We start from the raw sequence: 22,749 nt of genomic DNA on the forward strand, positions 1-22,749 counted from the left end.
CTTTAATGTTCCTGTTTGGCAAAAACTAAGACCGCCTTTTCAACTGCTGCAACCACACCAGCATCAAAGACAGCGGGCACAATTTTTTCCGCCCTTGGCTGTTCGACCAAGTTAGCCAAGGCAGTCGCAACATGGAGCTGCAGTGCGATTGAAACTGATTTTAAATCAGTCGCCAAGAGGCCCTTAAACAGACCTGGAAAGGCCAAAATATTGTTCACCTGGTTAGCCCACTGAGAAGACCCAGTCGCAACCACAGCAGCACCACCCGTCTTGGCTTCCTCTGGTAAAATTTCAGGTACCGGATTGGCTAGCGCCAAAATAATGGCCTTGTCGGCCATCCGGCGAACTTGGTTAGTCGACAAAAGATGTTCATCTGACAGACCAATAAAGACGTCTTGTTGGTCGATAACATCATCTAAACTTTCCCCCTGGACTTGCTCAACTTGCTTTGCTAAATCGCGTTGAAAACGGTTATAAACTGAATTATCTGCTCGAATGACGCCATGAATGTCAACGAGCGTTTGCTTTTTTATTCCCGCAGCTAATAAGAGTTTGGCAGTCGCAACCCCGGCAGCACCGACACCATTGATCACTATTTTCAATTCTGTCAAGGACTTGCCCACGACCTTAGCAGCGTTAATCAAAGCCGCCAGCACAACAATGGCCGTGCCAGTCTGGTCATCATGGTAAACAGGAATATCCAAAGCCTTTTGTAGTTGTTGCTCAATTTCAAAAACACGCGGTGCAGCAATGTCTTCCAAATGAATGCCTGCAAAGGATGGTGCCATTGCCTTAATTGTTGCCACAAATTCTTCGGTTGACACCTGGTTCAAAGCCAGCGGTATCGCATCAACACCAGCAAACTCTTTATAAATCAGTGCCTTACCCTCAACAATTGGTAACCCAGCCCCAGGGCCAATATTTCCCAGCCCCAAAACGGCCGATCCATCGGTAATGACCGGTACTAATTTACCCGAAATGGTGTACTTCTTTTGGTCCGCCGGATGACGCTCAATTTGTTTGGCTAAAGCTGCCACCCCTGGCGTGTAAGCCTTGGCTAAATCAGTCGCATTCTTAATGGAAAAGGTCCCTTGAATCGTCAGGGCTCCTTGGTGGTGCTCATGAAGTGCAAAGACTTCATTCATATCTACCATATTGGCCTCCTCTGTTTTTGAAGACTTGAATTAAATCCTAAATTCATTTTAAATTGTGCATTGTCGATTGTAAAGAAAAAGATTTAATATTTTTACAAATAAAATGTATAATTAATCTTTTTTCAATATTTTAAGTTTTTTGCCATCTTTGAATTTATCTTACTTTTAAAATATTTGACACTTTGATTGTAAATATCTTGAATTTTGTAGTAGAATCAATTTAATGATTTCTTGTTTAAGCCAAAAATCACGGATTAAATTAAAGAAAATCAATAATAGAAGGAAAAGGATGACAATATGTCCGCAACGGATCCAAATTTACTGGCGCAAATTTCTGAAGACTACTATTTAAACAAGTTGTCCTTTGGTGAAATTTCGACCAAGTACGACGTTTCCCGGTACCTCATTAACAAGTACCTGACAGAAGCCGTGAAAACCGGTGTTGTGAAGATTGAAATTGCCACCTCTGCTAACCGTAATTCACAGTTAGAGCAAGTTTTTAAGGAAAAATTTCCAAACACAAATTGCTACATCATTCAAGATGACACCACGACCAGTGCCACTGAAGACCTGATTTCAAACTACGCAGCCAATCTAGTGGTCAAACACTTGGAAAATGGTCCCCATATCGTCGGTATGACTTGGGGTGACACGATGTACTCACTGATTGATGCCATCACGTCCAATCCCTTAGATCAGATTAAGTTTACCCAATTCGTCGGGGAAAACATGAAGTACAATTCCACGGCCGGTTCCGTACGCATCGTCGAACGGGCTGCCAAAAAGGTTGCCGGTGAATTCTTAACGCTCCCTGCTCCACTCTATTTAGCCGATGATGCTGTCCGCGATGGTCTGTATGAGGCCGTTTCAATCAAACAGACCATTGACTTGGCCAAACAAATGGATACAGTTTTGACTGGCATGGGCACAATTGCTTCGCTTGAATCCATCGCCATTTGGAACCAAAACATCAACCGTCTCTTCCCCAACGTTAAGTTAGGCGAAGTTGCGGGCATGATTTACGGTCGTCCATACGACATCAATGGCAATATCTTAAACGTTGGTTCCGACAAAGTCGTTGGTTTGGATATGAATTCTATCCTTGCAACACCAAAGCGAATTGGTGTGGTCCGTTCTAAGGCCAAATCAAAATCAGCCCTTGGTGCCCTTCGTGGTGGCTTTTTAACTGACTTAGTGATGTCAGAATCGTTGGCATACCGAATTATCAACGAAGAAACTGAATAAAGCATGACAAAGTCTATCCCAGTGATGGGCTTTTTTTACTGGACAATTATTCCAATGCACAAAAAAGGAGTGAAAACGAAATCGTTTTCACTCCTTTTTTTATGACTTTGTTTTTGTTTCAAAAAACTTTTGACAAACCAGGCCAAGCACAATACCAAAGAAGGCAAAGCCAATCCAACCAAAGCCGGCACCAGCACCAAAAATATGGGCCTGGTACCAACCGACGTGAGTCGTTGTCCCAACATTATAGGAAACTAGTCCGCCGAGGTCCTTAGCAAAAGGTGCGTTTGACAAGCCGTCAAACACAGCCGCAATCAACGTCAAGCCCAGTGCCCAACCGTAAAGAAAGCGGCCTTGACCAAGCCATGGTGACAGCAGGCTCAGTAGAATCAGCACAATCGCAATGGGGTAGAGGAACATCAAGATGGGCACAGCCCAAACAATAATCTTGTCGAGACCTAATGTTGCGACAATAAAGGCCAAGAGTGAGGCAAAAGCCAACCATCCCTTATAAGAGACCTTCGGCCAAACGCGGTTTAAATCGTGTGCAAAGGATGCTGTCAGACCCATGGCAGTGGTAAAAACAGCCAAAGTTCCCATCACAGCGATAAAGATTTGACCAAAGCGACCAAAATAATACAGCATCACATTGGTCAAAGCAACGGCACCGTTACTAGAAATCGGCATATGGGCTAAGGAAGTGGTTCCCAGCAATATCAACCCAATATAAACCACAGCCAAAACAACCATCGATAAGGTGCCAGTCTTAATGATTACCTTCGCGATTTCACCAGGCTTTTTGTAACCTAATTTTTGAATAGAGTGCACAATCGTCACCCCAAAAATCAGCGCTGCCATCGCATCAACCGTGTTGTAACCCTCAATAAAGGCCGGTGCAATCGCATTGCCTTGGTAGGCCGTCGTCACCATTTGGTGGGTGGAACCCATTGGTGCGATAATGGCCAAAATAAAGATAAATGCTAACATGACCAAGAAAATTGGGTTTAAGTAACGGCCAATAATATCCAATAGCTTCGTTGACTGAGTTGATGACCAATAAACGAGGATAAAGTAAATCAAAGTAAAGACAATCAGACCAATTTGTTGCTGACCCTTTGGCAGCCAATTAGCAAAGGAAAACGAATAAGCAACCGTTGCCGTTCGCGGCGCCACGATGATTGGTCCCAGGCAAAGCTGTAAGGCAACCAAGAAAATTGTGGCTGGTCTGTGTCCTAATGGTCGAATCAAATCAAAAACGGATTCAGACCGAGTAACGGCTAAAGCAACCAAAGCTAACAGCGGCAAGAGAACCGCACTCAGCAAAAAGCCAACCGTAGCCGGGCCCCATTGCGCACCTGCAACTTGTCCCAAGTGAACCGGGAAAATCAGGTTCCCGGATCCAAAGAACATTCCAAAAATCAATGAAAACAAGAGTAGCGCTTGTTTCCAACTAAGTTTCTTTTCCATTAATATTAAACTCCATTCATGGTTATCTAAACAACACAAGTTTTTTAGATAACAAAATACCTATCAATTTTACAAGAAAAAGTCTTGACTGGCTAGTAAAAAATTATTTTGAACTGCTTAAGAACACTAAAAAAAGACCAAAAATTGGTCTTTCAATTTTACAAAATTACTGGTTAATAATTTGGTCAATTTGTGCCAATTCATCAGCAGAAAAGTCCAAGTTTTTCGTAAATTCAAGGTTGTCCATCAAATGATCAACGGATGATGTTCCAATCACCACGGAAGCAACCCGCTTGTCTTGGAGCAACCAGGCCAATGACATTTGGCTCAGCGTCTGTTGGCGACCTTGGGCTAATTCATTGAGCGCCCGCAACTTAGCGGCCAAAGCATCGCGACCATTTTCAAACAAGAAACCATTCGTCTTGTGGATTGGGAAGTCCTCTGGTACACCGTTTAGATAACGATCGGTTAGCAAGCCCTCTGCCAATGGCCCATATGCAAAGAGTCCGGCATGGTGCTGGTCCAAGATATCCAGCAAGCCTGAGTTCTTTTGCTCCTGATTTAACATGTTATAAGAAACTTGGTTTCCGATGAAGGGTGTCTTCAGTTCCTTGAAGATTTCAGCAATGGCTTGCGTTTGTTCTGCGGTATAGTTGGACACCCCAACATACAGGGCCTTTCCCTGGCGAACCAAGGTATCTAAGGCCAGAGCAGTTTCTTCCAAGTTCGTATTTGGATCAAAACGATGAGCATAAAAAATGTCTACGTAATCCAAGTTCATCTTTTGCAGTGAGGTATCTAAGGCGTTAATCAACGTCTTTCGACCAGAAAATTCGCCCATTGGTCCAGGCCACATATGGTAACCAGCCTTCGTTGTAATCACCAATTCATTTCGGTAAGGCTTCAAATCTTGCTTGTAGACCTGGCCAAAAGTTTCTTCAGCGGTTCCGTTGTTGGGCCCGTAATTAAAGGCATTATCAAAAGAGAAAATCCCTTCATCAAAGGCTTTTAAAATGACTTTACGAGAATTTTCCAGTGGCTTGGTATCGCCAAGGTTACGCCACAGGCCAAAGGAAACGGCGGGGACAATCAAGCCAGAATCAGCGACTCGACGATAAGGCAACTTTTCATAACGATCTTCTGCTGCTTGGTAAACCATGTCTATTCCTCCAATGCTGCTACTAACTGTTCTGCAATTTTCTGATGAGCTAACACATCAGGGTGGTAGGGTCGTGTCTGAATCCCCCACTGGTCCGCTCGAACAACGGTAAAGTTACTAAAGCGAGCAACTTCTGCCAAAACGATGTCCACAAAGGCACCATTCCAAGGGGTTAATAAATAAAAATTAGCACCATGGAACCGTTTTACTAATTCTAACAAATAGACGCGCAAACCAAAAGCGAATTCTTGGTCACTAGCGCCATAGTTAGCATCGTTTAGTCCGTAGGCCACGATCACTCGGTCCGTTGCCACCCGTCGGCGGCTAATGCCTTCACCGACTTGCCAGAGGGCATCAATGGCCTTTGGTTCCTGGAATGGCGCTCGGGCGGTCAACCCTGTTCCGCCATAGGCGATTCGGTTTAACGGACGGTCAAAGTGCTCGGCCACCAAAGCCGGAAACGATAACACCGGTTGGTGGTGGTCATGATTGGAACCGGACATTGATTCACCGGCAACAATTGAATCACCAACAAAAGTCAAATAAGGCTTTGTGACCGCACCATCCTTTGGCAAAACTGTCAAAAGATCTTCGTCACCTGACCAAACGAGATTGGTTAATACCAGGCCCGTCCGCCAAAAATCAACCTGCCCCGTCTCCCACTGGTCCAAAGTGAACTGGTAGTCGTGACCAGCCTGCAGATGAACGCTAACGTGGTCAGCAACGACCAAGAGGTCTTCTGATTTTTCACCGTCAATCGTCACCGTCCAAATCAAGTTAGGATAATGCTTTGCAAAAGTCAGTGTCAACGTCCCCTCATCTTGGGTTTTCACGGACAAATACGCACCATACTGTGAGGTCAATACCCCACCCTCTTCTAGCGCCGACCATTCCGGCGAGGCAAACTGTAATAAATCAGTTTTTATCATTCGGCATCCTCACGTTGATCTGGGCTCAACAAGACCTTGGCCATCGATTTGTGGGCAATCACTTGACCAATTGCTTCAGCAAAGAGCTTAGCCACTGTAATGACCGTCAATTTATCAAACTGCTTTTCAGCTGGAATTGGTACTGTATCAGCGACAATTACCCGATCAATCACTGACTCCTGAAGTTTCTGAGAAGCATCTCCTGATAAGACCGCGTGGGTTGCCAAGGCGTCAATTGTCTTTGCGCCCGCTTTTTGAACGGCAATGGCCGCCTTGACCGTTGCCTCACCAGTATCAATCATATCTGACAAAATGATGGCATGCTTACCAGCAACGTTTCCAGTTACCGCGGCCTTCACCCGCGGATCCCGGTCTTGATCGACAATCGCCCATTGAGCGTGCAAGACTTCAGCCAATCGCTGAACTAATTTCAAAGTCGACGAACCAGAGGCAACCACGACAACATCCGGTCCAACCAAGCCTTGATCCTCGTAAAATTTGGCTTGGACAGGCATGGCAATTAGATGGTCAACAGGAATGTCGAAGAATCCCTGCACCTGACTGGTATGGAGGTCCATCGTCATGACGCGCTTAACACCTTGACTTTCCAACATATTGGCCATCAGGCGGGCAACAATTGGTTCTCGCGACCGCGTCTTGCGGTCTGAACGAGCGTAGCCAAGATAAGGAATAATCACGTTGATTGACTTGGCTGACGTTCGCTTTGCGGCATCGATAAAAATCATCAACTTAATAAAATTATCATTGACTGGTTCACTGATTGGTTGGACAACGTAAACGTCAATCCCGCGGACAGAATCCACGATTCTTTCATAAATCTCGTTGTCAGCAAAAGTCTGAATCTCTACAGGTGCAATAGGCGTGTGCAATTGTTTCGCAATCGCCTCAGTTAAAGCTGGGTTGGTACCCAAATCAAAGAGACGGTATTTCGGATTGGCGGTCATAAATACTCCAAAAAATTCAAGTTTGTTATGTTATTGACTGTGACCACTGCCAAAAGCAATCTGGTCGAAGACTTAATCTGCTTCTATTATACAAAAATTTATCGCAATTCGGGCATAAAATCAGCCGGCTTTAAATCAGCCATGCCAATCATTGGATTGGCCATGGCCTGTGTCAAAGTTGCCGCTGTCAATTCACTTTCGCCAACAACTTGGTCGGTAGCCAGTGACGCTTGAGCTGCTGATTTTTGCTGGGGGGAAGAAGTTAGTGATTGCTGGTCCATTTCGACAAGACTAGCAGTCACTGCTTGAGCCTGCGAGGCGAATTCCCGCTTAACTGCTGCTTCCTTAACTCTTTGCTTGGCCGGCTGACCACCACGAGTAGGAGATTGATGATGAGCACTAACCGGTTGACCGTCACCAGAAGTTAATCGTTCATCTAAATGAGACTCTTGGCTACCAGATTGTGCTCTTTGTTCAACACGGTCAACCGTTTCCCCCTGACGCTTCACTGTTCGCTGGTTATGGCGATCGGCCTGCAAGGCCTGGGTACCTTGGTGACCATTGTGCCGGTCGATCAGCAACCCCTGTAAGAAGGTTTGCCGAACCGGTACTGGGTGAGTGGCAGCGTAATCGTATGCACTGTAATCGCCCACCATGACCAAGGACTCCTTGGCCCTGGTAATGGCAGTATAGACTAAGTTTTGATTCAGCATGATTTTAAATTGACCGGTTAAAACCAAAATGACCAACTTGAACTCATTTCCTTGCGCCTTATGAATCGTTGTGGCATAAGCGAGGGTCAGCTGATTTAAAGTCTTACTGGTATACCAGACCTCTTGACCAGCAAAATCAACGACCAATGAATCAGCAGCTACGCCAGGTTCCTTCTTATAGTGGATGGCAATTACCTGGCCCATGTCGCCATTATAAATGTCTCGTTCCGAATCATTTTCCAACTGAAGAACCTTGTCGCCCAGGCGAAAGATAGTCTCCCCCTGTTGTAAGGTCTTTTGACCAGGCTTAACAGGGTTAAAGAGGTCCTGGGCAATTTGATTTAAAGCCAAGACACCGGCCGACGTCTTATACATCGGTGCCAAAACTTGGACCTGATTGGCCGTAAACCCCTTCTTAACCGCCGCCTGCAATACCTGGCTAACAGCTCGTGGTACTTGGTCAGCTGTTGTTAAGAAAGTTGACCGGTCCAACTGATTTTCCTGAAAGTCCGGTGGTAAAATCCCAGCATTAATCGACTGGGCCAAAGTTGAAATACTGGAGCCCTTACCCTGACGGTAAATTCGTTCCAAGGCAATGTGTGGTACGGCCTGGCTTTGAATCAAATCATACAAGACGTTACCAGGACCAACGGAAGGCAATTGATCTGCATCCCCAACTAAGACGAGATGCATGTCCTTTGGCAGAGCAGCAAAAAGGCTTTCTGCCAAGGAAATATCCAGCATGGAGGCCTCATCAATGATTAAAAGGCCACCAGAAATCGGGTTATCGGCATCAAATTCGGCGTCATCGCCATCTGTAATACCGAGCAAGCGGTGAATGGTAGTCGCCTCATAACCCGTAATTTCGGTCATCCGCTTGGCCGCCCGACCTGTCGGCGAAGCCAGCCGGACACGATTTTGCTTAACCCAGTCTTTGTCGCGCCCTTGGCCTTTTGCCTGGTGGCGAACCAAAGCTTCCCAGGTCGCAACCAGCGTTTTCGTAACTGTTGTTTTACCCGTCCCCGGACCGCCTGTTAAAACAAAGACTTGGTTTGTCAAAGCTGCTTCAACCGCCCCCCGTTGGACCGCATCTAAGTTCAGGTTTTCTGGGACCACAAAGGTGGTATCAACCAAGTCCGGAGTCGTCAGAACGGCCGATTTAGCCTTTAATAGACTGTTGACCTTTGAGCTGACCAGGACTTCCGCTCCTTTTAAATCCGTTGGGCTGTAGTTACCGTCCTCATAGACCAACCGCTCTTGGCTCACCAAAGCCCCCAAGGCCTGGTCAATGGCCGCTTGCATGCCTGAGCCATTGTTCTGCAAGGTCGATTGGGCAGCAAAAAGCGCCTGGTCAACCGTTAGATAGGTATGACCAGCCGAGTAACAGGCATTTAAAATTCCAGCGTAGACACCGGCTTGAATCCTATCTGGATGATCGTCAGCAAAACCAGCCTGTTTAGCAATCGCGTCAACTTTTTTAAAGGGCAAACCATCAAATTCATATACTAAACGATAGGGGGTCTTCTGCAGAACTTCCTGTGCTTCCTCTCCATAATGATCAAAGAGCCGCCCCGCTACGTCTGCGGAAAGTCCGATTTGGTGACCAAGCAAAAATAGTTTCTCCAAGCCCAGGTTTTCCTGGAGCTTTTCGGCCAAATCAGCGGCAACTTTTGGCTTAACGATGCCCTTTAAAACACTCGAATCGGCCAAAATTAAGTCAATTGCATTCTGACCCAAGTGGTCAACGATTTTTTCCGCAGTTTTCTTCCCCACGCCCGGAAAATCACCGGATGCAAAAAAGGCCACAAGTCCTTTCTCATCCGCTGGCATCTGATTTTCATAGCGAGCGGCTTGGAACTGTTGACCATATTTTGGATGCGTCACTAGTTGCCCATAAAAGGCATAGGTCGAACCGGGTTTAACCGAGGCGAAGGTTCCGGTAACAATGATTTCTTCTTCGTCCCAGTCCTCTAAATCAGTCTCGTCAACCGTAACAGACAAAATCTTAAAGTAGGAATCACTGGCCGAAAAAATCACATTTTGCAAGGTAGCCGTTATTTGATTGTCCTCTCGAATTGTCCTTACCATTGCCCTTCACCATCTTATGTATCCGCTCCGATCAGAGCGGAACCAGTTTTAATTTGCCAAATGTTGGCCCGATTCCCCAACTTAAATAGTTGTACCGGCATCCTGGTCTTTATGCAAATAACTGGTTTCATTCCATTTTACCAAGTCAAAATCTTGGCCGTTCTTTGTTTCAATAATTGTCGTCGACGTATTCGACAGGCCACCCAAAGACCTAATTTGGTCACGAGGGATTCCCAGCAAGCTTGTCACCCCAAAAGTTAAAATCAGCCCATGGGCAACCACTAAAACGGCATCTTCTGGATGGTTGGCGATAATCTCTTGCATCATCTTTTGAAAACGAGTAACCGCCTTTGTATAGCCCTCACCGTTAAAGCCCTGGCCTTCAAAACTCTCCAAATGGTTCTTATAAACATCATAAGCTTCCGGATAGTTTTTCTGCACGTCCGCCATGGCCTGGCCTTCCCATTCGCCCAAGCCAACCTCAACGAGGTTGGAATGCAAAGAAAGCCGTGGCTCGTTTGGCAAATCAGCCTGAATCCGTTCGGCAGTAACCTTCGCTCTTGGTAATGGTGAAGCGTAAACCCGGTCGATGTGCTTGTCTTTTAAGAAACCGGCAACCTTCTTCATATCCTCATAAGAACCAGGCAAAAGTGGAGAATCCCCCTGTGCCCCTTGAAAGCGCCGTTCCAAATTCCATTCAGTTTGCCCGTGACGGACGAAATAAAAAGTTGTCATGATTGCTTTTTTAATACCTGCCGGTCTTCTAATTCTTGTAAGTAGTAGCGATAAATCTTCACCACTTCGTCTTTATCTGTGCGAGCAAAGATGTCGACTGGGGCGGCAGCACCGGCTGACACCACAACCATCTTAAAGCCGGTCAAATCTTGATTAACGGTCACCTTCAGTCTAATTGATTGATCGACCGGAAGGTCTGGCTGCAATGGCCGCTTTAAAACAAATGCACCAGCATTGTTTGTCAAAAAGCCAAGATCCAATAAGGCAAATTTTTTAATTTGCGGATTAATTTCATATGTGCCATCGTGGGGGATGGTCACAGACTTTGCAAAAGCCATTGTTTTCTCCTTTAATAACTTTTATTTATTCAGCTAATTTCTTGACTGAGTTTGAGTCTGAGTAGGTCGAGCGAGCTACCAGTCCAGACTAGCTCCTCTGAATCACTACCCTTTCACGACAAAGTCAGTAACGCAATCCCTTCGGAAAAAAGTTTTTCAACTGACCATTAACAAACTTGGCCCAGCCTAGTCCGTTACCATTGGCCGTCATCAACACAAAACCCTTTTGCAGCTTCTCTTTTGTATTGATCACATCACCATGAATGTAGGTTGCCAAGTCGTTATGAGCATCGAGGTCATAAACCTGCTGACCCGCCTGGCTCGGATCAACTGCCAAAGCCAGGGCGTGGTCTGGTTCAAAACGATTCTTCTTTAGGGTTCCTAGGCACAAGCCAGCTCGCAAAACCTTTGTCTTACTCAAATCAGGGCAGTCAACTGGCAGCAAGAATACCCGATCACCAAACGTCCTTAGTCGACTTTCATCTAGGTCAAAGCCAGGCAACGATTCTTGAAAGAAATGTTCGATCAACGTCACATCGGCTTGAGACATCTTACTTGGTTTTTGTACCCTTGGCGGCTTAACGGGGCTTTCATCCTCCGCCAGCTCAGCCTTCTTCATCCGAGCCACAAAGTGACCCTCGCCAGGCAAATCTTGCGGCCATAAACGGGCAGTCTTTGCTAAATCAGGGTTGTCGTCAGCCCATTGTGGCCGCCCAGCCTGAATACCAGATCCGGCCGGCCGGTCAATCATCTCAATCGTAAATTCTGGATAGTGTTCAACCAACCAAGCGATTGTTTGTTCGTCCTCTTCTGGCGCGAAGGTACAAGTTGAATAAATCAGCTCACCACCAGGCCGAACCAGTTTCACCGCCGCTGTCAAAATTTCATGAGAGCGAATGGCACATTCCGTCGGATAATCAGCCGACCAGTATTGGATGGCATCATGATCCTTACGAAACATCCCTTCACCCGAGCAAGGGGCGTCGAGAAGCACCTTATCAAAGTATGCTGGTAAAGCCTTGGCAAGGTCGCTGGCATCCATCGATGAAACCACGGCATTTTTCACGCCAAACCGTTCAATATTTTCAGACAAAATTTTGGCTCGAGCAAAAAAAATTTCATTTGTCCATAATAATCCCAGGCCATTAAGTTGGCTAGCGATATGCGTTGACTTGCCACCAGGAGCGGCAGCCAAATCTAAAATTTTTTCACCCGGTTGTGCGTTGACTACTTCACCAACAAATTGAGCCGATGGCTCTTGTGAATAAACCAGGCCGGTTAAATGATCAATCCCTTTTCCAGCCACTTGACCAAAGTACCCCCATTGACCATATGGAACCTTCTTGGTCAGCGATAAATCTCTTGGTATCTGCTGGGCCTTCAAGGGGTTAATCCGAAAACCCTTCTGACCGGGTTCTTGGAGTGCCTGCAAAAAAGGCCCACTGGCGCTCCCGAGCAGGTCTTGGTATTTATCAATAAAGGCTTGCGGTAAGTCCATTGGGGCCTCTTTCTTTTACATGTGATTTGCACGGATTAACCAAATTGTCTACAAATACTTGGCATCCTCTACTTCATCCTGACTGGTCAAAATCTTTGGACCATCCTTGGTAATCGCCAATGTATGCTCGTATTGAGCTGACCATGAGCCATCCAAGGTACGCACCGTCCAACCATCTTCTGGCGTATCATCGGTTTCGACTTCCCAGCCACCCAAGTTGATCATTGGTTCAATGGTAATCACCATTCCTTCCTTAAGGCGCAAGCCATGACCTGGTTTGCCATAATGAGGCACCTGTGGGTCTTCATGCATCGTTGGACCAACCCCGTGACCAATATACTGGCGAACATCACCATAGCCATTCTGATTTTCAGTGTAGTCCTGAATGGCCCAACCAATATCACCAATTCGATTACCAATCACTGCCTGGTCAATACCCAGATACAGTGATTTTTTTGCAACTTCCATCAACTTTTTAACTTCGGGTGAAACATTGCCGACAGCGTATGTCCATGCTGAGTCGGAGACAGCTCCATCTAAGCCAACAACCGTATCAACTTTGACCAAGTCACCATCTTTTAATTTCAGGCCCTTACGAGGTAGACCATGAGCGACTTCGCTATTGACCGAAATCGTCGTTGCATACTTAAAGCCTTCAAAACCAATTTGCAGTGGCACACCACCATGATCTTCAATGTAAGCTTTACACTTTAATTCAATGTCCCAGGTATCAACGCCCGGCTTAATAAAGTCGCGCAACATCAAGTGCATTCCGGCAATAATTGCACCGGATTTCTTCATGGCCGCAATTTCTCGCGGTGACTTCAAACTAATCATCAGTTACCCCTTTTTTCCAATGTTAAACTATTTTCATTATATCATTTTCCGGACCCTTTTGAGTCCTTGTCGCTTTTGACATTTTTTTGTAATATTGGTTGACAATCTCTGGGCACTTGTCGATAATGGAGCTAAGAATAAGAAATAAAGGAGATACCGTTATGAAGAACTTTTTATTGGGCGCTTCCCTCTTTGGTAATGCCGCCCTCGCTTATCTTTTATTGAAGGATGACGATCGCATGGCTGACTTGAAAAAGAAGGCCAACGAATTCACTGAAGCTGGCAAACAAAAGGGAGAAGAACTCGTTTCCCTTGGCAAGCAAAAGGCCAGTGAACTTTCAGAAGCTGGCAAGCAAAAAGCCAGTGAGCTTTCAGAAGCTGGTAAGGAAAAAGCAGAGCAAGTAGAAACTGCTGCTGATGATTCTTTGGATGAACAATTGGCCAAGTTAAAGGAACGTGCCGGTATCAACCAAGCAAAATAAGCAGTAAAAAAGGAGCCCGAAACGGCTCCTTTTTTTGATGCTTACCAGAACTTCAACCAGTGATAAATCTTTTGCCACCAGTGTCCAAGATGATATGTTTGTTGATTGACCAGTTGAAGCGTCTGCTCCTTTGCACTTACCTCTGGTAAGAACTCGGCCTTCAGGGTTGGCTGAACAGTCAGGACTGTCGCCTGTTTCTTGGTAACAGTCGATTGCAGACGACTTGGTCTTTGGTAGCCCAATGCAGTCTGATTTTTGGTTAACCAAAAGGTCCTGTTTTGTCCGATAACTAGGCTTTGATGACCACCAGCCAAATTTTTATTTTTGAACTGATTTTTTGTTACCGCTTGCCCCTTTTGATAGGTAACAGGCGTGTAGTGATCGAGGACTTGGTTGACCACATCAATCGTATTTTGGTAGCGTTGTACCTGGTCCGTATAGCGACCAGCGCCAGAAACCACGGTGATAAATTCATGACCACTTTGATCTTTAATCAACCCAGTTAGCGCACCACCTGATGCCGGCGTCGAACCAGTCTTCAGCCCCTCAAAAGTCAGATTTTTAGAATTCGTCAGTTTTGACTTGATTTCTTGATCAAACTTGGCCCCCTCCGTCAGCTTAATCTTGGTTTCATTGGCCGATGGATGGTAAACCAAGCCCCGTTTCTCATAGTAAGAGCGAATCTTCGGATCTGCTCGAATCACTTGATAGGCTAAGATAGCCAGCTGTTTCACGGAAGCGGTGTTTTCTGCATCCGGATTGGCATCTTGAACTTGATAGTCAAAGGCGTCCTTGTTAACTTGACCTGCGGCATTGTACCACTTTGATCCAGTTAACTTCAAATCCTTTGCCCAGCCCTCAAGGGCCTGCTGCTGTGTCTGGTTTTGTTCTTTGGCAAAATCAGCCAAGGCCAAGGCCGCATCATTCGCACTGGAAGTAAACATTGCTGCAAAAAGCTCCCTGACAGCTAACTTTTGACCTACAGAGATTTCTAGGTGGGCGAAAGTTGCGGTATCCTTTTGTGACCAATCGGACTGCTGAGTGATCGTCACCAGACTGTCCCAGGTAAAGCGCTTCTGTTTTATTCCTTGCAAAATACCATAAGCGGTTAACATCTTACTTTGGGAGGCAATACCAATTTGTTTGTCAGCTCCCTTTTCACCAAGAACTTGTCCCGTTTGTGCGTCAACCACAATGGCATTTCTGGCAGCAACCTGAAGCGTCATCGGTAAAGCTGTCTGCTTTGGCCCAATAGATTGTATTTGAACGTTATTTTCTAATGCAACAACCGTTAGAAAGAGCGATAATATTAGCACCAAGATGGCACTAATGGCTGCCATCTTTTTTGGCGCTGTAAAATCAGTTCTAACTTGTTTCTGAAAAAGGGCTAATCGGGAAGACGGTCGGACAAGGGCAGCGTCTTCATCATGTTTATGCTTTCGTTTCCACATCATTTAATTCAATTTTTAGTGCGTACCGAAGAGACGGTCCCCTGCATCCCCAAGACCGGGAACAATGTAGCCATCCTCATTTAGGCCTTCATCAATCGAAGCCGTGTAGACATCAACATCAGGGTGGGCAGAAGTAACTGCTTGAATTCCTTCTGGTGATGAAACAAGGGTAATCAACTTAATCTGTTCAGCGCCGCGCTTTTTCAAAGCAGAAATCGCATCCTTAGCTGATCCACCAGTTGCTAACATTGGATCGACCAACAAAACTTCACGTTGGTCAATGTCTTCTGGCAGCTTAATGAAGTATTCTACCGGTTCCAATGTTTTTTCATCGCGGTACATCCCAATATGACCAACCTTAGCAGCCGGAATCAATTGCAAAATCCCATCAACCATACCCAAACCAGCACGTAAAATTGGCACAACGGCTAATTTCTTACCAGCTAATTGTTTCTTAGTTGTTTCTTGAATTGGTGTTTTTACCTGAACTTCTTCCAGTGGCAAGTCGCGACTGGCCTCATAGGTCAACAACATCGCCAATTCATCGACTAATGCTCGAAAGTCCTTTGTTCCGACCTTCTCATCGCGAATGATTGTCAACTTGTGTTGGATCAATGGATGGTTTACTTCAACGACTTGTCCCATGATTGTAACTCGCTTTCCAAATAAATGTGAATTTAACTCATATCCATTATAGCAAAAACTAGGCATTCACTTTAATCTTTTTAAAAATCAACAACCGAACTTTTTTCCGGTCTGATTTAAATTGAAAGGCCCCCTCTTTTTTTGTATAATAATAGAGTTCGCGCTTATAGTTTAACAGGATAAAACGGGGACCTCCTAAGTCTTTGCTCCCAGTTCGAGTCTGGGTAGGCGCATTAATGAATATTGATATATAGCTGTTTATAGCCATTATGATACAGTTTTGATACAGCGAACAAAAAACACACTCGATTAGGACAAATCGGGTGTGTTTTTTCTTGTCATATGGAAGCCGACACAACAGTGCCCACAAGATTATTATAAAAAAATAGCCAAGCAAAATGCTCGGCTATCTCTCGGACAGTTTTTGTTATTCAATAACTAAATTATATCATAACCACTAAATGGCGATTTATTTTGTTCGCCTTTCCTGAATAAGTTGTTCTAACTCATTGAGGTCGTCTTCTGTTGCTAACTTGCGAATGAACGATCGTGAATAGGTTCTATATGATAGATACTTTTTGTGTTCTTTGTTCTTTTCAGCCCAGCGCTTATTAGCTTCATTTTGTGCAGTCGTTGAACTCTCATAAACTGCAGGACGACCCATTTTTTTATCTGCCATTTACATCACCACCATTATTATTTTCATTACTAAAGTTATCAAAGCCAGTACGAATAATGTTAACCAAGTCTTTGTATTTCTTTTCATAACCATGTTAAGATAAGTGTACAGGAAAAGCCCTTGCGGGCTCTTGACTATCTAAGATATATAATCTTATTGATAAAGCCAATCAAAGTATTTGCAAAGTATAGGATAACCATTGACCCGGTAAGCCATATTAGCAAATGCTTTTTTGTTTCCTTTTTGCTTGACATACCTGGTCATTTGCTTATGAAAAAAGCAGCCACTGCTCTGGCTGCAGAAAAATCAAAATTATTCAGGGCGCAAGTTTGGTAACTTGGCCAAAAGAACTCGACCAATCAAGAGTACTAACAGGCCGTTGGCGATCATTTCAAAACCAGCGTTAAAGCCCAGAATACCAACTAACCAGGTAAACAGGTGAGCATGTGGAATGCCCATACCACTAACAGGAAAGAGCTTAAAGGCCACTGTCGTACTCGCAATTACTAAGGCGGTGTTCAAAAAAGATCCAAAAGCGCCAAGGAGGAAGAATCCCCACCATGGCGACCGGGCCTTTTTCAGCACTAAGAAAGCTAAGTAACCGGACAAAAGACCAACCATTAATCTTGGTACTAAAGCCGTCACTGGATTGGAAAAAATTAGTGAACCAATGGTTCCAGGGTGCATTAAATTGCGAATCCAAGACGTCATCCCCCAAAAGAGACCAACCACTAGCCCCGAACGTGGGCCAAGTACTAGACCCGCTAAAACGGCGGTCATCGGTACAATCGTGACCGAAGCACCAATAATGAAAGCTCCTAAAGGTAAGGAGCCTAAGAATGGCACGAAACTTTGTAATAGTACGATGGCCACAAAAACTGTTGTCGCCACAAAACGCTTCGTTTTCATTGTTGACATAACTGATTTTCTCCTCACTTTGGACGTCCCAGAAATTATACAGACTGCCCGAAAAGATGTCAACAATACGGTCTCATGTTGTTCCACTTAGAAAGTGATCAATAACCGGTTTAATCGTGGTGCATAGATGTCACCAAAACGGACAAAATGAAGTAAAACATAATAAAATTCATACCACTTGAACCGCTCTTGATAACCATCCTCGAGCGGATAAACGGCTTCATAAGCACTATAAAAGTCTTCATTAAAACCCGGAAAGACTTTCGAAACGGCCAAATCGTATTCACGATCACCGTAAAAAGAGTTTGGATCAATGAATACTGGCTGGTCATTGGTATCAAACATAAAATTCCCAGCCCACAAATCACCATGTAACAATGATGGTTCTACCTGGCAAACATGGTCATCTGCCAAAATCGTTTTTTTAAGATTTTCAAAGTGATCACCGCGTTGACTTAACCATAAGGCTTTCTTCTGTGCTAGAGCCATTAAAGGTTCTAGGCGTTGATGCACAAAAAATCCCCCCCAAGAGCTTGACCAAGCGTTATTCTTTGGAAAATAATCATGATCCGCATTAACTTCAAAACCAAAGGCTTTCCCTTTCACGTGATGAAGCTTAGCCAAAGCCTCTCCTAGGGCCGACTGATTGTTCGAACCGGCTTCAATCCAATTCATTAACAAGTAAGCACTTCCTTGGTTTTCTCCCTGCTTGATTACCTTTGGCACTTTGACCCACTCACTCAAAGCTTTCAAAGAAGTCACTTCGTGGTCAAAATAATGTCGGTCTTGATTAGGTTGAACCTTCAAAAAGTACCGCTTGTCACCCGAATAAAGTGAGTAGGTTGTGCTGGTATCGACACCATTAACCGGCTTTACGTCGTGGGGATTTTGCAAATTTAATCGGGTGATGAAATCCATGCTAATTTTACTAACTGCTGCCATCGTATCCTCCTAAATCAAATAAAAAAACAGCTTTCCATTAAAACGGAAAACTGTTTTTGAGAAAAAAGAGGCCTGTAAAGTCTGATCAGTAACTGGTAAAAATGTCTGCCACACAAATTCGACCATCAGGTTCCTCCTTTGTTGTTCGTGACTTAACTGTACCACATTTATTGCACTAGCAACACTCAATTTCACTAATTTAGTCTCACTGATCTGATCCATTCAAACGAATTTACATTAAATCAGCACCAGCAGCACGGTTAACAATCGTTTGACCATCTTCCATTGTTAGTCGGCCATCCTCATAAACTGTTTGCAGTAAATCTTGTCCTGGTGTATCGAGACTAACCGTGTGGATTCGGCCCTTTTCATCGGCCACAACCTTTTGCAAACCAGCCTTCGAGGCCTTTGACGGATCAGTCTTTGGCTGCTTTTGAATAACTAAATTCTGACCATCGGTCGTATGCGCATAGGCTGCCTTAATGGCAAAGCGTTCGGTATCACGAGTAAAGCCCTCTTGGAGCAAACCGCCACCAGAACCAACCACCAAATTATCCGTGGACCAACCATGTTTAATCAGCGCCTCGTACAATGCAATAATGGTCTCGGCCTTCATCCCATCTCCCTGAATCAAACCAACATTGTGCTTCAAAACTTTATAACCTTTATCGTTGGCTTCCGTACCAAAAATTTCGGCCAAAAGCTCCAAAACAGCTAAGTCGATTGTTTCGGGGTCGCCCGAATCAGGACGCAAAACCACCCGCCCAGCTCGGTTCTTAATCCGTTCCACCAATTGTTCAGACCCAATGACGTTCCGAACAAAATTAAAGGTATCGTAGGAATCAATCACAATTGAAACCAATGCGTCGTCTGGCGTACGATCCAATTGAGCATTGACATAGTTGAACTCTCCTTCACCAGGACCATAAGCAGTTGCCACCGAATGCTCCGTTGCCCAAATTGATAAGGCCCGACCCGCAACACCATACACATGCTCAAAGTAGTTTGAAGCCAAGAGGTTATCTGAGCCACGGAAGTGCAATAAGTGAGCAGCACCTCCTTGAGCGCCAGCCTCCACGCCTGTTGCGCCACGAAAACCAAAGTCGTTCACCATCAAGGGAAGCGAGGTCACGGTTCCCGTCTTCTCAACCAGTGGTAACAAACGCTTTTTGATATACATCGAATTGGTCGCAATCGTGGTTGGATACCAAACATGCATCAACAGTGATTCCAAAGCATTTAGTGAAGTAGCAAACCAATCACGAGTTGACTCCAACGTGAACAAGGCGTTTCCTGCAGGAACTTCCATCCCTTCTGGCAGAGCCTTAATTTTAACCGGGAAATAACCCAAATCACGGACCCTTTCCCAAACTTCGCGGTTAAAGTATTTCTTGGTTCCAAAGGTTTCTTCTGAAACCCGCTCCGCCTCGTCAATCATCTCATCCGTCACCGGCGTTTGAAAGTAGTCATGCAGAATCATCGAGAGTCCAAACCAGGATACAGTTGGGTATTTGCCACCAATTCGAGCTTCCCCATAAGAATACAACTTATCGATGTTTTGTGGGTACTGTAAATGATGAGTCAACTTATAGGCGTCAGTTGCTAAAATCAAATTAATGGTCATGCTTCAATCTCCTTTAGTGGCGTATTAGCAAGTTCATTCGTAATATCTTGAAAATCAGCCTGCGACCGATATCGTAAAATCCGCCAATCATAATGAACATTGTCATGGATTTCATCAATATAGGGGGTAAATTCACCCTCAAGGGCTAAAATTAGGTAACCAGCAAAGGCCTTGGTAAAATCAGCTGAATTTGCCACAACTTTGACCAAGGTCTGGTCCGCAGTGAAGAAGCCAACGGCTAACTGATCGCCGGCCCAATTAGCCTCCAAAGCCCAACGTAGTGAAATCCAGTCCGAAAGGCTAATTCCTAGATTTAACAGGTAATCGGTTGTCAACCGAATATGAATCGGATGTTTTGACAAGTTAGCCTGATTGGCGTTCCCCAACTGATCCAAACAATGCGAAAAGTAAAGACAGAGCCGCTCCAAATCAGCGACTGCTAATTCCTTTTGTCCATCGGCGAAGGCTTGTAAATCACTCATTTGCAGACCAGTCGCTGCCCCAACTTGTTCGATACTTTGTTGACTTAATTGTTGTAAAATTCGAAAATTATTCATGGTTTTATTATAACAAGTTTTGACCAAAGAAAAAGCAGGTCGACGAACGTCGAACCTGCCTAAGAACTAATTTTTTACTGTTGCTTTTTCTTTTTCATCAATGATCGTAATACACCAATAACTGAAGGTAACAACGTCACCAAAACAATGCCCATAATAATCAATGAGAAATGTTCGCGGACGAAGGGAATGTTACCAAACAAAGCACCAGCACCGGTTGCAATGAAAGTCCATGAAAGCGCAGCAATCATAGTAAATTCAAGAAACTTACGAAAGTTGTACTTTGATAAACCAGCCACAGAAGGGACGAATGTTCGCACGATTGGAATATAGCGGCCTAAGATGATGGCCATCGCGCCTCGCTTCGCAAAGAATTGCTCAGCTTCTTCAATATATTTAGGCTTAATCATAATTGAAAACGGCCGGTGATTTAACAACTCGCGCCCGCCAGTTCGTAGAATCCAATAATTCATTGAATCACCGACAACAGAGGCAATAAAGAAAACCACCATAAAGACCCAATGATTCAAACCGGCTTCTTGGCCAGCTGGTGTCATTGAAATGGCACCAGCAGCAAACAACAGTGAATCACCTGGTAGAAATGGCAAAACCACTGCCCCAGTTTCAATCAAAACAATCACAAATAAAATCAAATAGGTCCAGATACCAAAGTGGGAAACCAAGTTTGCCAAGTGGACATCAATGTGCAAGGTAAAATCAATTATGCTACTCATTCTTTTCTCCGTTTTGTAAGGCCCAGCATCACGCTGTACTAGCCAGTGACATTCAACAAGCATAAGCCTATTGGGTGGTGGTTGTTGACAGGTTCTACTTTCTTACTAGGATACTGTTTTTTGGACTCAGCAACCATACCAATCAAATCTAAGCTTCTTCTGATTTATTTTCAGAATCCAAAGATAAAATTAGTCTCGTTTTTTCATCAAAACACGTTAAGCCTTTTTAAAGGCCTGGACAGTCGTAAAGACAATTAACCAGATAGTAGCGCCAATTGCGGGTACCATCGCACTTTGGTTAAAGAACAACGTCAGGTAAATCAGGACAAAGCCGATAATGGCAATTGGCACAAAGAACTTTGGCGCAATCATCAAGAAACCGTCCTTCAAGTAGTCGTTTGACTTACGGTACTGCCAGTAAGTTACCAGCGTCAACACATAAATCATGATAAACAAATCTGTTGAGGCAGAGGTAACGAAAGTAAAGGCATCCGAAATTTGTGGCAAAACGGCAATAATGGCAGAACAAGCCACCAAAGCTGCTGTAATCAAAACAGCATTAGCAGGCAACTTGTGCTTTGACATCTTGGTAAACGGCTTCAAGGCCTTGTTCTTTGATTCAACAGCTAATGAATAAAAGTTTCGTGAAGCTGAGAAAATCACAGAGTTCAAAGCAGAAGCAGCAGATGTCAAAACAACAAAGTTAACCAAAGCTGCAGCCCAGTTAACCCCAGCTAACTTAAAGACGACCACAAAGGGACTTTGGTTAGCTGGAATTTGTTGCCATGGATAGATAACCATGATGGTTGCCAAGGCGCCTAAGTAGAAAAACAAAATTCGGAAAGGAATTTGGTTAATTGCCTTTGGCAAAACCTTACGAGCATCCTTTGTTTCGGCTGCTGTCATTCCGATAAATTCCATTCCAACGAAAGCAAACATAACCATCTGGAAACTATTAATAAAGTTCCCGACACCATTTGGCATCAGTGAGAAATTACTAACCAAGTTGTTAACCGAAACTGGTCCTTGGCTCGTCTTAAAGCCGGTCAACAGCATGATAATTCCAGTAGCAATCAGTGACAAAATAGCCACAATCTTAATCATCGCAAACCAGAATTCAGCTTCACCATACAATGCTACCGCAATCAAATTAACTGAAGTTAAAATCACGAGAATCACAATTTGGATTAACCAAGCTGGCCATGATGGAAACCAAAATTGCACGTACTTTCCAATCGCTGTTAATTCGGCCATTCCCATGAAGGCAACGGTCAACCAATAAGACCAGGAAGCAAAAGTTCCAGTTTTCTTGCCCAAGTACTTAGACATGAAGGCAATAAACGTATGCTGGGTTGGGTCAGCATACAGCATTTCCCCAATCGCACGCATCACAACAAACATTAATAGGCCAATAACGGCATATGTCAGCAAAATTGCTGGTCCAGCAAAGTGAATCGAATCCCCGGCACCCATGAAAAGTCCGGTTCCAATCGTTCCACCGATGGCAATCAGCTGAACATGACGGTTACTGAGCCCTTTATCTCCCTCAAGAGCTCCGTTATTTTCTGAAGACATGATTTATCTCTTTT

General features: G+C 44.5%; 21 protein-coding genes and 1 tRNA gene. 3 read left to right on the plus strand and 19 right to left on the minus strand.

The window, feature by feature from the left end; translation table 11 throughout:
- Positions 1-2: 2 nt before the first annotated feature.
- A complete protein-coding gene (locus ACSYSR_RS00750; protein ID WP_489816408.1) occupies positions 3-1,154 on the minus strand; it encodes an NAD(P)-dependent malic enzyme in 1,152 nt (383 codons plus the stop codon).
- A 297-nt stretch (positions 1,155-1,451) separates the two neighbouring features.
- Here ACSYSR_RS00750 and ACSYSR_RS00755 point away from each other — a divergent pair, with 297 nt between their 5' ends.
- A complete protein-coding gene (locus ACSYSR_RS00755) occupies positions 1,452-2,399 on the plus strand; it encodes a sugar-binding transcriptional regulator (RefSeq protein ID WP_489816407.1) in 948 nt (315 codons plus the stop codon).
- A 99-nt stretch (positions 2,400-2,498) separates the two neighbouring features.
- On the opposite strand, the gene brnQ is transcribed toward ACSYSR_RS00755, so the two are convergent.
- From brnQ to map, 9 genes are all read right to left on the minus strand, one after another.
- Positions 2,499-3,866 (minus strand): branched-chain amino acid transport system II carrier protein, encoded by a 1,368-nt coding sequence (brnQ, locus tag ACSYSR_RS00760; RefSeq protein ID WP_489816406.1) that lies wholly within the window; start codon positions 3,864-3,866, stop codon positions 2,499-2,501.
- 166 nt (positions 3,867-4,032) lie between these two features.
- Positions 4,033-5,025 carry an aldo/keto reductase gene (locus ACSYSR_RS00765; protein ID WP_489816405.1) on the minus strand — a complete coding sequence of 331 codons (993 nt, stop codon included), beginning with the start codon at positions 5,023-5,025 and terminating at the stop codon, positions 4,033-4,035.
- Positions 5,026-5,027: 2 nt separating this feature from the next.
- The gene (locus tag ACSYSR_RS00770) at positions 5,028-5,954 is read right to left on the minus strand and encodes an SGNH/GDSL hydrolase family protein (RefSeq protein WP_489816404.1); all 927 of its coding nucleotides are present in this window, start codon (positions 5,952-5,954) and stop codon (positions 5,028-5,030) included.
- A complete protein-coding gene (locus tag ACSYSR_RS00775; RefSeq protein WP_252774113.1) occupies positions 5,951-6,919 on the minus strand; it encodes a ribose-phosphate diphosphokinase in 969 nt (322 codons plus the stop codon). The genes ACSYSR_RS00770 and ACSYSR_RS00775 overlap by 4 nt, the downstream gene beginning before the upstream one ends.
- A 98-nt stretch (positions 6,920-7,017) precedes the next feature.
- Entirely contained in the window at positions 7,018-9,720 is a 2,703-nt protein-coding gene (gene recD2 / locus ACSYSR_RS00780; protein WP_489816403.1) for an SF1B family DNA helicase RecD2, read from the minus strand.
- An 81-nt stretch (positions 9,721-9,801) separates the two neighbouring features.
- Positions 9,802-10,455, minus strand: coding sequence for a histidine phosphatase family protein (locus ACSYSR_RS00785; RefSeq protein ID WP_489816402.1), 654 nt, complete (start codon positions 10,453-10,455; stop codon positions 9,802-9,804).
- Entirely contained in the window at positions 10,452-10,793 is a 342-nt protein-coding gene (locus ACSYSR_RS00790; RefSeq protein WP_252774116.1) for a DUF1831 domain-containing protein, read from the minus strand. The genes ACSYSR_RS00785 and ACSYSR_RS00790 overlap by 4 nt, the downstream gene beginning before the upstream one ends.
- A gap of 124 nt (positions 10,794-10,917) precedes the next feature.
- Entirely contained in the window at positions 10,918-12,291 is a 1,374-nt protein-coding gene (locus ACSYSR_RS00795; protein ID WP_489816401.1) for an RsmF rRNA methyltransferase first C-terminal domain-containing protein, read from the minus strand.
- Positions 12,292-12,339: 48 nt separating this feature from the next.
- On the minus strand, positions 12,340-13,128 hold the full coding sequence (map, locus tag ACSYSR_RS00800; protein ID WP_047974386.1) for a type I methionyl aminopeptidase: 789 nt from the start codon (positions 13,126-13,128) through the stop codon (positions 12,340-12,342).
- 161 nt (positions 13,129-13,289) lie between these two features.
- Between map and ACSYSR_RS00805 the strand changes: the two genes are divergently transcribed.
- A complete protein-coding gene (locus ACSYSR_RS00805) occupies positions 13,290-13,610 on the plus strand; it encodes a hypothetical protein (protein ID WP_489816400.1) in 321 nt (106 codons plus the stop codon).
- A gap of 41 nt (positions 13,611-13,651) precedes the next feature.
- Here the strand turns inward: ACSYSR_RS00805 and ACSYSR_RS00810 are convergent, their stop codons facing one another.
- The gene (locus ACSYSR_RS00810; RefSeq protein ID WP_491708341.1) at positions 13,652-15,064 is read right to left on the minus strand and encodes a D-alanyl-D-alanine carboxypeptidase family protein; all 1,413 of its coding nucleotides are present in this window, start codon (positions 15,062-15,064) and stop codon (positions 13,652-13,654) included.
- A 12-nt stretch (positions 15,065-15,076) separates the two neighbouring features.
- A complete protein-coding gene (gene upp / locus ACSYSR_RS00815; protein ID WP_489816398.1) occupies positions 15,077-15,706 on the minus strand; it encodes a uracil phosphoribosyltransferase in 630 nt (209 codons plus the stop codon).
- Between the two features lie 160 nt (positions 15,707-15,866).
- Between upp and ACSYSR_RS00820 the strand changes: the two genes are divergently transcribed.
- A tRNA-Arg gene (locus ACSYSR_RS00820) sits at positions 15,867-15,939 on the plus strand.
- Between the two features lie 236 nt (positions 15,940-16,175).
- Here the strand turns inward: ACSYSR_RS00820 and ACSYSR_RS00825 are convergent.
- The 7 genes from ACSYSR_RS00825 to ACSYSR_RS00855 all read right to left on the minus strand — a co-directional run bounded on the left by ACSYSR_RS00825 (position 16,176) and on the right by ACSYSR_RS00855 (position 22,735).
- Positions 16,176-16,385: a hypothetical protein gene (locus ACSYSR_RS00825; RefSeq protein ID WP_252774121.1), complete on the minus strand. Its 210-nt coding sequence runs from the start codon at positions 16,383-16,385 to the stop codon at positions 16,176-16,178.
- Between the two features lie 312 nt (positions 16,386-16,697).
- Positions 16,698-17,303: an ECF transporter S component gene (locus ACSYSR_RS00830; protein ID WP_489816397.1), complete on the minus strand. Its 606-nt coding sequence runs from the start codon at positions 17,301-17,303 to the stop codon at positions 16,698-16,700.
- A gap of 87 nt (positions 17,304-17,390) precedes the next feature.
- A complete protein-coding gene (locus tag ACSYSR_RS00835; RefSeq protein WP_489816396.1) occupies positions 17,391-18,245 on the minus strand; it encodes a fructosamine kinase family protein in 855 nt (284 codons plus the stop codon).
- A gap of 232 nt (positions 18,246-18,477) precedes the next feature.
- A complete protein-coding gene (locus ACSYSR_RS00840) occupies positions 18,478-19,869 on the minus strand; it encodes a nicotinate phosphoribosyltransferase (protein WP_252774125.1) in 1,392 nt (463 codons plus the stop codon).
- Positions 19,866-20,426 carry an XRE family transcriptional regulator gene (locus ACSYSR_RS00845; protein WP_489816395.1) on the minus strand — a complete coding sequence of 187 codons (561 nt, stop codon included), beginning with the start codon at positions 20,424-20,426 and terminating at the stop codon, positions 19,866-19,868. Before ACSYSR_RS00845 ends, ACSYSR_RS00840 begins: the two co-directional genes overlap by 4 nt.
- A 74-nt stretch (positions 20,427-20,500) precedes the next feature.
- The gene (locus tag ACSYSR_RS00850; RefSeq protein ID WP_252774127.1) at positions 20,501-21,160 is read right to left on the minus strand and encodes a VTT domain-containing protein; all 660 of its coding nucleotides are present in this window, start codon (positions 21,158-21,160) and stop codon (positions 20,501-20,503) included.
- A gap of 216 nt (positions 21,161-21,376) precedes the next feature.
- Positions 21,377-22,735 (minus strand): amino acid permease, encoded by a 1,359-nt coding sequence (locus ACSYSR_RS00855; RefSeq protein WP_252774128.1) that lies wholly within the window; start codon positions 22,733-22,735, stop codon positions 21,377-21,379.
- Positions 22,736-22,749: the final 14 nt, after the last annotated feature.

This window comes from Fructobacillus sp. ESL1096 (assembly GCF_058511985.1).